9 protein-coding genes are annotated in these 12,940 nt (G+C 74.9%); 3 read left to right on the forward strand and 6 right to left on the reverse strand.

The window, feature by feature from the left end; translation table 11 throughout:
- Positions 1–291 precede the first annotated feature (291 nt).
- The 5 genes from ACWD3E_RS24020 to ACWD3E_RS24040 all read right to left on the reverse strand — a co-directional run bounded on the left by ACWD3E_RS24020 (position 292) and on the right by ACWD3E_RS24040 (position 7,963).
- Positions 292–2,148, reverse strand: a complete 1,857-nt coding sequence (locus ACWD3E_RS24020; protein WP_451389607.1) for a hypothetical protein — start codon at positions 2,146–2,148, stop codon at positions 292–294.
- 169 nt (positions 2,149–2,317) lie between these two features.
- Complete coding sequence (locus tag ACWD3E_RS24025) at positions 2,318–3,109, reverse strand: hypothetical protein (RefSeq protein ID WP_451389608.1); 792 nt, start codon at positions 3,107–3,109, stop codon at positions 2,318–2,320.
- A 119-nt stretch (positions 3,110–3,228) separates the two neighbouring features.
- The gene (locus tag ACWD3E_RS24030; RefSeq protein ID WP_451389609.1) at positions 3,229–4,431 is read right to left on the reverse strand and encodes a VWA domain-containing protein; all 1,203 of its coding nucleotides are present in this window, start codon (positions 4,429–4,431) and stop codon (positions 3,229–3,231) included.
- On the reverse strand, positions 4,428–6,797 hold the full coding sequence (locus ACWD3E_RS24035; RefSeq protein WP_451389610.1) for a DUF5682 family protein: 2,370 nt from the start codon (positions 6,795–6,797) through the stop codon (positions 4,428–4,430). The genes ACWD3E_RS24030 and ACWD3E_RS24035 overlap by 4 nt, the downstream gene beginning before the upstream one ends.
- Positions 6,794–7,963, reverse strand: coding sequence for an ATP-binding protein (locus tag ACWD3E_RS24040; RefSeq protein ID WP_451389684.1), 1,170 nt, complete (start codon positions 7,961–7,963; stop codon positions 6,794–6,796). Before ACWD3E_RS24040 ends, ACWD3E_RS24035 begins: the two co-directional genes overlap by 4 nt.
- A 133-nt stretch (positions 7,964–8,096) precedes the next feature.
- Between ACWD3E_RS24040 and ACWD3E_RS24045 the strand changes: the two genes are divergently transcribed.
- Together ACWD3E_RS24045 and ACWD3E_RS24050 are read left to right on the forward strand one after the other, a co-directional pair.
- Positions 8,097–9,470 (forward strand): SWIM zinc finger family protein, encoded by a 1,374-nt coding sequence (locus tag ACWD3E_RS24045; RefSeq protein ID WP_451389611.1) that lies wholly within the window; start codon positions 8,097–8,099, stop codon positions 9,468–9,470.
- Positions 9,471–9,525: 55 nt separating this feature from the next.
- Positions 9,526–11,175, forward strand: coding sequence for a DUF5691 domain-containing protein (locus ACWD3E_RS24050; RefSeq protein ID WP_451389612.1), 1,650 nt, complete (start codon positions 9,526–9,528; stop codon positions 11,173–11,175).
- A gap of 51 nt (positions 11,176–11,226) precedes the next feature.
- On the opposite strand, the gene ACWD3E_RS24055 is transcribed toward ACWD3E_RS24050, so the two are convergent.
- Positions 11,227–11,643, reverse strand: a complete 417-nt coding sequence (locus ACWD3E_RS24055) for a cobalamin B12-binding domain-containing protein (RefSeq protein WP_451389613.1) — start codon at positions 11,641–11,643, stop codon at positions 11,227–11,229.
- A 224-nt stretch (positions 11,644–11,867) separates the two neighbouring features.
- Here ACWD3E_RS24055 and ACWD3E_RS24060 point away from each other — a divergent pair, with 224 nt between their 5' ends.
- A complete protein-coding gene (locus tag ACWD3E_RS24060; protein WP_451389614.1) occupies positions 11,868–12,737 on the forward strand; it encodes an esterase/lipase family protein in 870 nt (289 codons plus the stop codon).
- The last annotated feature ends 203 nt before the right edge of the window (positions 12,738–12,940 follow it).

Below are 12,940 nucleotides of genomic sequence, written 5' to 3' on the forward strand. Positions count from 1 at the left end.
TGAGCGGTGATACCTGTCACACGATGCCGGGATACCTGGCACGGCGTGCCGACATGTGAGTGACGTACAGGCTGCCTTCGTGCTGACTTGGCGCGATGTGCGAGGCCTCACCGGGCTGGGGTCTACCCGGTGAGGCCTCCGGACCGGCCCCGGTGGCACCGAGGCCGGTCCGGGGCGGTTGATCCCCACCCCAATGGGGACCACCCGCCCCTCCGCGGGACTCCGGCCGGACAAACCGATGGCATTCGGCCATCCGGGTTCCGGTCACCCCCGCGAAGCGGTACGGCCCGGCTACCAGATGTGGGGCTGGGCGCTCGGGTACGACAGGTCCTGGGCGTAGCCGGTGGTCAGGTCGTGGGCGTAGCCCGGGGTGGCCGAGTGGGCGATCCCCTCGGCACCGGTGACCGCGTGCCCGGCCAGCGGGCCGCCGGCCCCCTGCACCGTGCTGCCGAGGTCTTGCGCGAAGCCCCCGGCCTGCTGCGTGAGCGGCACGGTCGCGCCGGTGACGCCCCCGGCGAAGGGCCCGGCCTCGCCCGCCACGCCGTACGCCAGCCCGGCCGCACCGCCCTGGACCCCGCCGGCCACAGGCCCGACGGCCCCGGTGACCGTGCCGACGGCCTGATGGACGGCACCCGCGGCTGTGTCCGTGACCGGCTGGACCGCACCGCTGACCCCGGCCGCGAAGGGCGGCACCTGCCCGCGCACGCCCTCGACGAAAAACCCGGCCTGCCCGGCCACGCCGTGCGCGAGCGGCGGTACGGCGCCGACGACCCCGTCCGCGAAGGGCCGGATGTCCCCGGTCACGCCGTAGGCGAGACCGCCCGCGTCCGCGACCGCCTGCCCGGCGACCGGCACGGCCCCGTGCACCGCGGCGGAAGCCACCGGCGGCAGCACGGCGTCCGTGGTGTCCCGGGCGACCTGGCCGACCAGCCCGGTGGCGTACGACGGCACGTCCGCGAGGACCCCGGCCGCGACCGAGTGCACATCGGCGACGGCATGCGCGGCCACACCGTGGACACCCGCCACCGTGTTCGTGGCGGTGCCATGCACACCGGCGACGGCGCCCCCGACGGTGCCCTGCACGCCGTAGAGCGCGTCACCGGCCGCCCCTTGCACGCCGGGAACGGCGTCTGCGGCGGTCCCGTACACGCCCGCGACGGCATGCCCGGCCGTCGGCTGCACGCCCGCCGGCGCCTGGCCTGCAACCGGCACGGCGCCCTGTACGGCGACGGAGGCCACCGGCGGGACGGCGGAGGCGGCCGTCCCGTCCACCACCGGGGTGACCGTGCCCGGCACGGCCCGGACCGTGCCGACGGCCCGCTGCTCGACCCCGGTGACGGTGCCGGTGACGTGTGCGGGGACACCGGCGACGGAGGCCTGGACGGCGCCGGTCACCTCGGTGGCCTTGCCGGTCGCAAGGGTCGTGGCACCGGCGGTCCGGCCCTGCGCCGCGGCGACGGTCTGCTGTGCCGTCGTCCGTACGGCGCCCTGGACACCCAGCGTCTGGGCGCGGAGCGCCGCCTGCGTGGCCTGGAGCTTGGTCTGGGCGGCGGCCAGGGCCTCCTCCACCTCGGGGGCGAAGGAGGCGAGCGGGCCGAAGAGGTAGTCGATCTCGTCCTGCTCGTCCCGGGGAGACGTCGAGACGGCGTGGGTGGCCTCGTCGGCGACCCGGGCGGTGACGGGCGCGCCCTCGGCGTGCACACGGGCCTCGGCCTTCGCCTGCGTCCGCGCCTGCTCGGCCCGGGCCGCCTGCGCGCCCTTGACGGCCTGGCCGCCCCGGACCTTCGCGGCGGCCGGGATCTTGGCGTCGACGTAGCGGCGGGCCTGGTCGGCCTTGCCGGTGGCAGTGCCGGTGGCGGCGGTGCTCACAGACTGCACGGACTGCGCGTGCTGCGTGGCCTTGGCCGCGGAGCCGGTCAGGCCGGAGACGGTGCCCTGGGCGCCGGAGACGGTGTCGTGGACGTCGGTGGCGACGCCGTCGACCGTGTCGGCCAGGACGCCGATGGCGCCGGAGGCCTCGGCTCCCGCGTCCGGTACGGACAGGGTCGTGGCGGGCAGCTCGTCGGCGCTGGCGGCGGCAGAGCCGAGCGCCCACGCACCGGTGACACCAGCGGCTATGACGATCGAACGGCGGATGTTCTTGTTCATCGCGTGCGTCAAATCCTTCGGAAACGGCTTCGGAAACGGCTAGGGAGTTCCGTCCGGAGGTCGCTCAGCGCTCATCGCAGTTGGCTGACGGCTGGGAGGTCCGGACGGGCGGGCAGACCTGTTCCGCCCCCGCGCGACAGTTGTGTGGCGGGGAGGTCGGCCCTGCTGCCTAGCCGGGGAAGACGGGGATGTCCCGGTGCCGTTCCCGGGTCCGGGGCGCGTCGACGCGCGCGGCGGCGCCGGGCAGCAGCCACAGCGGCGCCCGGTCGTCGAGAGTGATCGCGTACCCGTCACCGTGACGGGACGCGCTGCCGTCGACCGCCTGCTTGCCCAGCACGCTGTCCGGGTCTCCGGAGGGCGCGGGCCGGCTTGGGGCCTCGACGGGTGCGGTGGCGCGGTGCACCGACGGGTGCGCCGCACCGTGCGGCACGAAGGCCGCGTGCGGGCCGTACTCGGCGACCGGCTGCGGTGCAGGCACGCCCACGGGTACGGGTACGGCGTGACGGGCCTCGGCACGGACGCGCGGGGCCGCGGGCACTGCTTGGACCGGGCCGGCGTGCGGCTGCGGCCGGGACGGTGCCCCGCCGTGCGGAACCGTCGGCAGCGAGCGCGTCGGCGGATCCACCGGGAGCTCCACCGGCAACTGCGTGGGCAATTGCTCCGGCGACTGCTTCGGCACCTCAGGCACCGGGGGAAGCACGGAATCCAGAGCGCGGGACGCCGTGCGCGTCACTTCACGTACGGGAGTCACGGCCTTCTGCGTGAGCGTCGTCCGCACCGGTGCCACCGTCTGGGCCACCGGAACCGCCGGCCCGCCCTCGGCCGCGTGTGCCTGCTGCCCGCACAGCAGCCCGAGGGCGAACACCCCGCCGACCAGCAGCGCCAGTTGCAGCGCACGCCGACCGGCCACCGCGCGCATCACGCGCAGGGCAGCTGGGGGCAGGGCTGCTGACAGGGTCAAGGGGGCGGATCCTCTGTGTGGCCACCGATTCGGGCGCCGTCGATCCTCGCACGGTTCGCCCGAGGTTGCGCAAGCCCCCTGTTACCGATGGGTAGTCATGTCCCCTTTCATGCCCGGCGTCACGCCATGTCCGGTATCGGCAGCGGCCGTTTCTCGATGGCCGCCGCCATCACCTCGGGGAACAGGTCGGGCGTGCAGGCGAACGCCGGTGCGCCGAGCGCCGCGAGTGCCGCCGCGTGCTCCCGGTCGTAGGCGGGCGCGCCTTCGTCGGAGAGTGCGAGCAGGGCGACGAACTGCACTCCGGAGGCCTTCATGGCCGCGACCCGCTTGAGCATCTCGTCGCGGATGCCGCCCTCGTAGAGGTCGCTGATCAGCACGACGACCGTGTCCGCGGGCCGGGTGATCCGGGACTGGCAGTACGCGAGCGCCCGGTTGATGTCGGTGCCGCCGCCGAGCTGGGTGCCGAAGAGGACGTCGACGGGGTCGTCGAGCTGGTCGGTGAGGTCGACTACCGCCGTGTCGAAGACGACCAGCCGGGTGTTGATCGACCGCATGGAGGCGAGCACCGCCCCGAACACGGACGCGTGGACCACGGACGCCGCCATCGACCCGGACTGGTCGATGCAGAGGACGACCTCCTTCTTCACGGACTGCGCGGCCCGCCCGTACCCGATGAGCCGCTCGGGCACGACCGTGCGGTACTCGGGGAGGTAGTGCTTGAGGTTGGCCGCGATGGTGCGGTTCCAGTCGATGTCGTGATGGCGCGGCCGGTGGATGCGCGCGCTGCGGTCGAGGGCGCCGTTGAGAGTGGTCCGGGTGCGGGTGGCGAGCCGCTTCTCCAGGTCTTCGACGACCTTGCGCACGACCGCGCGCGCCGTCTCCTTCGTCGTCTCCGGCATCGCCTTGTTGAGCGAGAGCAGCGTGCCGACCAGGTGCACGTCGGCCTCCACCGCCTCCAGCATCTCCGGTTCCAGCAGCAGGGCGGAGAGCCCGAGCCGGTCGATGGCGTCGCGCTGCATGACCTGGACGACGGAGGAGGGGAAGTAGGTGCGGATGTCGCCGAGCCAGCGCGCCACGGACGGCGCCGAGGCGCCGAGCCCCGCCGAACGGTCCCGGCCCGCCTGCGCCTTGGCGCCCTTGTCGTAGAGCGCGGCGAGCGTCCCGTCCATCGCCGCGTCCCGGCCGGAGAGCGTGCATCCGGTGCCGTCGGCCTGCTCGCCGCCGAGCACCAGCCGCCAGCGCCGCAGCCGCTCCCGCGCCGGGTCGCCGAGGCCGGTGGCCGTGTCGGCGTCAGCCTCCACCGTGATCCGTTCGGTTGTCATGGGCCCACCCCCGTAAGGCAGTTGTCGTCCCTCGTCTCCGGCTCGGCGCCCTCCAGACCGAGCAGCAGCCGCAGCACCGGCAGCACGGCGTCCGCGCGTTCGGCGTCGGCCTCCGCGGCGAAGCCGGGCACGGCGCCCCCTGTCCCGGCCCGGCCGCTCGCCGCTCCCGGGCCGCGCCGGACCAGTTCGCCGAGGGTGCGGCGCACCCCCGGCTCGTACGCCGCGAACGTGCGCCGCAGCAGCGGCAGTACGTCCGTGAACGCCTGCGCCGGTACCTCGGTCAGCCAGGCGTCGACCAGGCCGAGCAGCCGCTCGTCGTGCACCAGCAGCATGCCGCCCCCGCCGCCGACGAAGCCCTCGATCCAGGCGGCAGCGTCGGCGGGCGGGGTGCCCGGTGACAGCACCAGGCCCATCAGCCGTGCCGCTTCCTCGGGCCCCAGCTCCCCGTCGTCCAGCAGCAGCCGCACCGCCCGCCCCCGCACGACTCCGGGCACGGTGTCCCGCAGGGCCAGCGTCCGCAGCACGGAACGCCACCGGCCGCGCAGGTCGCCGTGTTCTTCGGCGAGGGCACCGGCCAGGGTCTCGGCGAGCAGCCCCACCGCCGTGTGCACGGCGTCCACCTGGCCGCGCATCTCCTCCGCCGCGTCCGCGTCCAGGGCGGCGCAGGCCGGGGGCAGGCCGACGAAGATCCGCTCGGCGAGGCCCGCCGCGACCCCGGCCAGCGCGCCGGTGTCGGTGCCGCGCACGTCGCCGTACCGCAGCGAGCGGACCAGGGCGGGCAGCGCCTGGGCGAGCTGGCCGACGTCCGTGTCGAGGGCCGCGCGGTCGGCGAGCACCCGCATCACGACGGGCAGCGCGTCCGGCAGCCCGGCGAGCAGGCACTGTTCGGCGAGAGCGGTGACCTCGGCGAGGGCCTGCGCGGCCGTCGCGTCCGCCTCCGCCTTGGCCGTGGCCGCGGCGAGCACGGTCGTCCCCCACACGCCCGCCTCGGCGACCCGCACCGACAGCTCCGGCTCCCAGCGCAGCCGCCAGGTCTCCCGGAACGTGCCCGTGCTCCCCCGCGACCGCGCGGGCTCGCCCCAGCCGACGCCGAGCAGCCGCAGCCGGTGCAGCAGCCTGCTGCGGCCGGCGTCGGTCTCCGCGCGCAGGTCCAGCTCCAGCTCGCGCTCCAGCGCCTCCGGCTTCAGCCGCAGCGAGCGCTGCTGCCGGGCCAGGTCGCGCTGCAACGGCACGGCGGGGGCCGCCTCCGGGACCTCCCCGAGGACGTCCCCGACCACCAGCCGGTCGTGCACCAGGGCCAGCGGTATGTCAGAGCCGTCGCACATCACCGCGCGCACGGCGTCGGTGGTCTCGCTCAGGCCGGGCAGCGGGCGCCCGCGCATCGCCGCGAGGGTCCCGGCCAGCCGGACCGCCTCGATGACGTGCGCGGAGGACACGATCCGGTCCTCCTCGCGCAGCAGCCCCGCCACCTTGGTCATCCAGCGCTCGACCGGCCGGTCGGGGGCGCGGAACAGATGCCCGTACCAGCCCGGCGAGTCGATGCCCGCGCCGTACCCGCTCGACCGGGCCAGCCTGCGGTGCGTCCATGGCACCCAGGTCAGATCCGCCTTGACCTTGGGCAGCCCCTTCAACAGCGCCCGGTCGGCGGTGACGGTGGTCTTCGCCCGCAGCGCGGGCACGTGCCAGGCGCCGCACACCACGGCCACGGCCTCCCCGAACTCCTTGCGGGCCGCGCGCACTTGGAGCCGCATGTACGCCTCCCGCACCAGGTCACGGGGGCGCCCGCCGACGCCGTACCGCTCGCGCAGCGCGCCCATCGCCTCCTCCAGCGCGGCGAACGGCGCGAACGGCTCCCGCTCCCCCGGGCCCCGGTGCTCGACGACGTCCTCCCACCACCGCTCGGGGTCGTCGTACCCGGCGGCCTCGGCGAGCACCGCGAGCGGGTCGACGCGGAGCCGCTCCTCGGCGGCGGGGCCGGGCTCCGGTGACTGCGGCGGCTCCTCTTCTTCGGTCTGCCACGCGAGCGTGTGCGCGGCCGGCAGGTCGATGAAGCGGGCCGGGACCCCGTGGTCGAGGGCCCAGCGGATCGCCACCCACTCGGGGCTGAACTCGGCGAGCGGCCAGAACGCCGAGCGGCCGGGCTCGTCCACCGCGTGGGCGAGCAGCGCGACCGGGGGGCGCAGCTCCGGGTCGGCTGCCAGCGGGATCAGCGCGTCGGCCTCCGGCGGTCCCTCGATCAGTACGGCGGCGGGCCGAGCGGCGTCCAGGGCGGCGCGCACCGCGCGCGCGGAGCCGGGCCCGTGGTGCCGTACGCCGAGGAGCAGCGGCCCGGAGGCGTATGCCCCGGTCTCCGCGGAGTCGTTCACACGCTCACCTCCCGGCAGGCGCGGTAGAAGTCCTTCCAGCCGTCGCGCTCGCGGACGACCGTCTCCAGGTACTCCTGCCAGATGACCCGGTCGGCCGCCGGATCGCGGACGACGGCGCCGAGGATCCCGGCGGCGACGTCGCCCGGCCGCAGCACGCCGTCGCCGAAGTGGGCGGCCAGGGCGAGGCCGCCCGTGACGACGGAGATCGCCTCGGCGGTGGAGAGCGTGCCGCTCGGCGACTTCAGCTTCGTGCGGCCGTCGGCGGTGATGCCGTCGCGCAGCTCGCGGAAGACGGTCACCACCCGCCGGATCTCCTCTATGCCGTCGGGCGCGGCCGGCAGATCGAGGGAGCGGCCGATCTGGTCCACTCTGCGCGTGACGATGTCGACCTCGGCCTCGGGGCTCTCCGGCAGCGGCAGCACGACGGTGTTGAAGCGGCGGCGAAGCGCGCTGGAGAGGTCGTTGACGCCGCGGTCGCGGTCGTTGGCGGTGGCGATGAGGTTGAAGCCGCGGACCGCCTGCACCTCCTCGCCCAGTTCCGGGATCGGCAGGGTCTTCTCGGACAGGATCGTGATCAGCGTGTCCTGCACGTCGGCGGGGATGCGGGTCAGTTCCTCGACGCGGGCCGTCATGCCCTCCGCCATGGCCCGCATGACGGGGCTGGGCACGAGGGCGTCCCGGCTGGGGCCGTGTGCGAGCAGCTGTGCGTAGTTCCAGCCGTACCGGATCGCCTCCTCAGGAGTGCCGGCGGTGCCCTGCACCAGCAGGGTCGAGTCGCCACTGACGGCAGCCGCGAGGTGTTCGGAGACCCAGGTCTTGGCGGTGCCGGGCACGCCGAGCAGGAGCAGGGCGCGGTCGGTGGCGAGCGTGGTGACGGCGACCTCGACGATGCGGCGCGGGCCCACGTACTTGGGTGTGATCACCGTGCCGTCCGGCAGGGTGCCGCCGAGCAGATACGTCGCCACCGCCCACGGCGACAGTTTCCAGCGCGCCGGGCGCGGACGGTCGTCCTGGACGGCCAGCGCGGCGAGTTCGGCGGCGAAGGCGTGCTCGGCGTGCGGTCGCAGCGCGTCGCCCCCGGACGCGGATGCGGACGGGCCCGCGTTCGCGGGCGCGGAGTGGTTCTGGCTCGGTTCGACGGACGTGGCGTCCACGGACACGGACATGGCTGAGGCCCCCTCCAGCTCGGCCGGTTCGACTTCTGGCATCCACCGTGCACCACGCCACTGACAATCGCTCTGACCTGCACAAATGTGCTCGCAGGGCCGATTGTCAGTGGGGGGATCTACCGTCGTTGGCATGACTCAGCAGGGGGTGCGCTGGACCGCGGAACAGGTGCTGGCACTGGCGCCTGACGCCGCGTCACGCAAAGCGGGAAGCAAACTCGGCACGGCGGGGCCGTGGTCCGGGACGGGGAGCTGCGGAGAGGGGACGGTGTGGGGGCTGTGCAGAGGCAGTGGCAGCAGGCCGTACCAGACGGTGGTGGATCTGACGGACGCGGCGGGGCCCGGGTACAAGTGCAGTTGCCCGAGCCGGAAGTTCCCGTGCAAGCACGCGCTCGGGCTGCTGTTGCTGTGGGCGGGCGAAGGCGGCGCAGAGGGTGCGGTACCGGGTCCGGCGGAGCCGCCGGACTGGGCCGAGGAGTGGCTCTCGGGCCGGCGCAAGCGGGCGGAGAGCAAACGGGAGAAGGACAGCGGGACTTCCTCCTCCGGGCCCGCTGATCCGGAGGCGGCCCGGCGCCGGGCGGAGCGGCGGGCCGAGCGGGTCACAGCGGGCGCGACGGAGCTGGAGCAGCGCCTGGCCGACCTGCTGCGCGGCGGCCTCGCCTCGGCCGAGCAGGCCGGGTACGGACTGTGGGAGGAGGCGGCGGCCCGCATGGTGGACGCGCAGGCGCCCGGGCTGGCCGCGCGCGTGCGCGAGTTGGGGGCGATACCGGCCTCCGGTCCGGGCTGGCCGGCCCGGCTGCTGGAGGAGTGCGCGCTGCTCCATCTGCTCGACCAGGGCTGGCTGCGCCGCGACCGGCTGCCGGACGCCCTCGCGGCCACGGTCCGCTCCCGGCTCGGCCTGCCCGCCTCGGCGGACGGCCCGCCGGTGCGCGACCACTGGCTGGTCCTCGCCCAGTACGACACGGTGGACGCGAAACTGACGACGCGCCGGGTCTGGTTGTACGGTGCCGGCTCCGACCGCACCCGCCTGCTCCTTTCCTACGGCGCGGCCGGCCGCGCGCCCGAGCTGTCGCTGCCGGTCGGGCTGGCGCTGGAGGCGGAGCTGTCCGCGTATCCGGGCTCCGGGCAGTCGCGGGCCGCCCTGGGCGAGCAGTTCACCCGTCCAGCCCCGGCCGGCATCCGTCCGCCGGGCGTGAGTACCGCCGAGGCGGCAGCCCGCTACGGGGAGGCCCTGTGCGCCGATCCCTGGCTGGAGTCGGTCCCCGTCACTCTGGACCGGGTCATACCGACCCCCGGCGAGGAACCGGGCTCCTGGCAACTGGCCGACGCCGACGCCGACTCGGCCCTGCCGCTCGCCCCGGCCGCGCGCACCCGCCCCGGCCTGTGGCGGCTGGTCGCCCTCTCCGGCGGTGCCCCCGTCAAGGTCTTCGGCGAGTGCGGCCACCGCGGCTTCACCCCGCTCACGGCCTGGCCGCAGGGCCCGGGCGAGGCGGTGATGCTGTGCTGAAACCCCACCCGCCAGCCGCTACCGCAGACCCTCAACCGCACCGGAAAGGACGGTCATGAACGGGTCCTCGGCCACCACGGCGTCCAGCGCACCCGCGCCCGCCTGGGACGACCTCCTCACCACCGCCCTGCTGGGCACCGACCGGCGACCGGTGCCCGGCGGCGGACCCGGCGGGCAGCCACCCGGCCGGGAAGCGCCCCTCGCGCTGCTGGACCTGGCCGCCCTGGCCACCGTACGGCGGCGGGCGGGGCTGCGGGCCGCGCCCGCCGCGCGACGGCCGGAGCCGGCGCCCGAGGACCCGCGCCCGGCCCTGCCCGGCGCGGCGGCGCACCGGCTCGCGACGCTGCTGGCCGACCGTTCCGCGGGCACGGGCGGCGGCCGCCGGGGCAGTTCGCCGGACCTCATGGAGCTGCTCCCGCAGTGGCTGGCGACGGCCAACGCGCGCGGGTACGCCGCACCCCCGCACACGTTGCCCGCCCTGCTGGACGCGGCCCGGGGCCGTACGGACCTGCGCCCGGCGGCGCTGGCGTTCGCGGGGCCGCGGGCGCTGTGGCTGGCCCGGCTGAACCCGGACTGGCGGTTCGCCCTGCGCGCGGCCCCCGGCGGCGGTGCGACGCTGCCCGACCTCGACGACTCCGAGGCAGTCGAACGCCTGTGGCAGGAGGGCCTGTTCGCCGAGCGGGTCGCCCTGCTGGGTGCGCTGCGGGACCGTACGACGGCGTCCGCGCGGGAGCTGCTGGCGGCGACCTGGGCGACGGAGCGGGCGGAGGACCGGCTGATGTTCCTCGACTCGCTGCGCACGGGCCTGTCCGCGGCCGACGAGCCCTTCCTGGAGCAGGCGTTGGGCGACCGTAGCCGCAACGTCCGGGCGACCGCGGCCGAGTTGCTGTCCGCGCTGCCGGGGTCGGCGCTCGCCGCGCGCATGGCGGTGCGGGCCGCCGCGTGCGTGGCCCTCGACCCCATGGGGGACGCACCGGCGATCGCGGTCGAGGCCCCGCTCAGGTGCGACAGCGACATGGAGCGGGACGGCGTCGCGGCCAAACCTCCGGCGGGCAGAGGGGAACGGTCCTGGTGGCTGGGCCAGTTGGTGGAGGCCGCGCCGCTCTCCACCTGGCCGCGGCGGCTGGGCGGACGTACGCCCCAAGAGCTCGTGGCGCTGCCGGTGACGGACGGCTGGCAGGGCGAGCTGCACGCGGCCTGGTGCCGGGCGGCGGTGCGGCAGCGCGACGCCGAGTGGGCGAAGGCGCTGCTCGGGTCCCCGTCAGCGCCGGAGGCCGGCGGGCCGGGGGCGGTGTCGCTGGCGGAACGGGCGAAGCTGCTGGGCACGCTGGGCGCCGAGGAGCGGGCCGCGTGGGTGGCCGGGTTCATCGCGGCGCACGGCCTGTCGGAGGCGTTCCAGCTGCTCGGGGTGTGCGCGGTCCCCTGGGCACCCGCCCTCGGCCGGGCCGTGGTGGACGCCCTCAACATCGCGCGGGACGCGGGCAGTTACCCCTGGAGCTTCAGCGGGGTCATGGGCCTGGCGGAGCGCTGCCTGGACCCGGCCGAGGCCGCCCGGCTGGACGGCCTGCTGGCGATACCGGACGAACGGGAGGACGCCTCACCGGGGGCCGGGGGGTACTGGGCGGAGGCGTTCCTGAGACTGGTCACGACGCTGCGCTTGCGCGCGGCGATGACCGAGGAACTGGGGGCGGCCGACAGCCGCTGAGTGACCGGCCGGCAGTCACTGAGCACTGCCGGCTTCCCTCCCCGGTCCGGCCTACGCCTCCGCCGCCTGACGCACGTTGCCCCGCACCCACTCCACGATCGACGTGGTCGTCGCGCCCGGCGTGAAGATCTCCGCGACACCCTTCTCCTTCAGCGGCGGGATGTCCTCGTCCGGGACGATGCCGCCACCGAAGACCACGATGTCCTCGGCGTCGCGCTGCTTGAGCAGGTCGATGACCGCGGCGAAGAGGGTGTTGTGGGCGCCGGAGAGGATGGACAGGCCGATCGCGTCGGCGTCCTCCTGGATGGCGGTGTCGACGATCTGTTCCGGCGTCTGGTGGAGGCCCGTGTAGATGACCTCCATACCGGCGTCGCGCAGGGCGCGCGCGATGACCTTGGCTCCCCGATCGTGGCCGTCGAGCCCCGGCTTGGCCACCACCACGCGGATCGGACCGGCTGCCACACCCATCACTTCCTCCATCAACCGACTACGGAAGCGACCGCTTCCGTCCGTACCGACAAGTACCGCACATCTCGCGCGTGCCGTCACCCACCGCGAAGTGAACGAACGTTATCTCCAGCATCCCGTAACCGGCAGTTTTGCGGTGGCGAGCGAGGGGGAAATCACACGGTGGGACATGAAGGCACACGGGGGAGCGCGGCCTCCTCCTGCGTGCCGACAGGAGGTCGGCCATGAAGGTCACCGGGGTACTGCCACTCTTCCTCCCGCTGTGCCGGCGCCTGTGCCCCGGCAGGCCGACCGAACTGACCAGGCTGGCCGGACTCTCCGTGGCGCTGCTCAAGGCGACCGTCCTGGAGGCCGCGATCCTCGCCGGCCACCTCGTGCTGTATCCGACCGGCCTCACCCCGGAGCGCCGCTCAGCCGAACACCCCGCCCAGGGCGACCCCGCGCGGCTGCCGGTCCGGCCGGGCCCGCCGGTCGTGCTGCTGCACGGGTTCATCGACAACCGCTCGGTCTTCGTACTGCTGCGCCGCGGCCTCACCCAGCACGGCGGACGCAGAGTGGAGTCGCTCAACTACTCTCCGCTCACGCGTGACATCCGTACCGCGGCCGAGCTGCTCGGCCGGCATGTCGAGGAGATCTGCGAGCGCACGGGCAGCGACCGGGTCGACATCGTGGGGCACAGCCTCGGCGGGCTGATCGCCCGGTACTACGCACAGTGCCTCGGCGGGGATCTCCGGGTGCGCACGCTGGTCACCCTGGGCACCCCGCACTCCGGGACGCGGGTGGCGCCGCTGGCCGACGCCCATCCGATCGTGCGCCAGATGCGGCCCGGCTCGGCGGTGATCGAGGAGCTGGCCCGGCCCGCGCCCGGCTGCCGTACGCGGTTCGTCAGCTTCTGGAGCGACCTCGACTCCCTGATGGACCCGCTGGAGTCGGCCCGCCTCGACCACCCCGACCTCGACGTGCGCAACGTCCGGGTGACCGGGATCGGGCATCTCGCACTCCCCGTGCACCCCGCCGTCGCGGCCGGAATACGTGAGGCCCTCGACGCGGCACACCCAAAGGACCGGCTCGCCGGCGGACTGACGGTGGCCTGAGGCCGGCTGAGGTCGCCCGAGACCGCCGCACAAGCGACGCACAGATGAAGAATCGGCGACGGACCGTCACTCCTCACCGAACATTCTTCGAACACAAGGCCAAACTCAGGTCCAGCCTCCCCCGAAACACGGCCGAATGCCCGTTTCCGGCCAACGCGAAACCAGCCGAAGATTGTCGGGTCCAGGTACCGGCGGGTACAGTC

This window comes from Streptomyces sp. NPDC002676, from assembly GCF_053592455.1.

Coding starts and splice junctions, on each gene's coding strand:
- ACWD3E_RS24020 (WP_451389607.1), bottom strand. CDS start 2,148: ATGAACAAGAACATCCGCCGTTCGATCGTCATAGCCGCTGGTGTCACC.
- ACWD3E_RS24030 (WP_451389609.1), bottom strand. CDS start 4,431: ATGACAACCGAACGGATCACGGTGGAGGCTGACGCCGACACGGCCACC.
- ACWD3E_RS24040 (WP_451389684.1), bottom strand. CDS start 7,963: ATGTCCGTGTCCGTGGACGCCACGTCCGTCGAACCGAGCCAGAACCAC.
- ACWD3E_RS24045 (WP_451389611.1), top strand. CDS start 8,097: ATGACTCAGCAGGGGGTGCGCTGGACCGCGGAACAGGTGCTGGCACTG.
- ACWD3E_RS24050 (WP_451389612.1), top strand. CDS start 9,526: ATGAACGGGTCCTCGGCCACCACGGCGTCCAGCGCACCCGCGCCCGCC.
- ACWD3E_RS24055 (WP_451389613.1), bottom strand. CDS start 11,643: ATGGGTGTGGCAGCCGGTCCGATCCGCGTGGTGGTGGCCAAGCCGGGG.
- ACWD3E_RS24060 (WP_451389614.1), top strand. CDS start 11,868: ATGAAGGTCACCGGGGTACTGCCACTCTTCCTCCCGCTGTGCCGGCGC.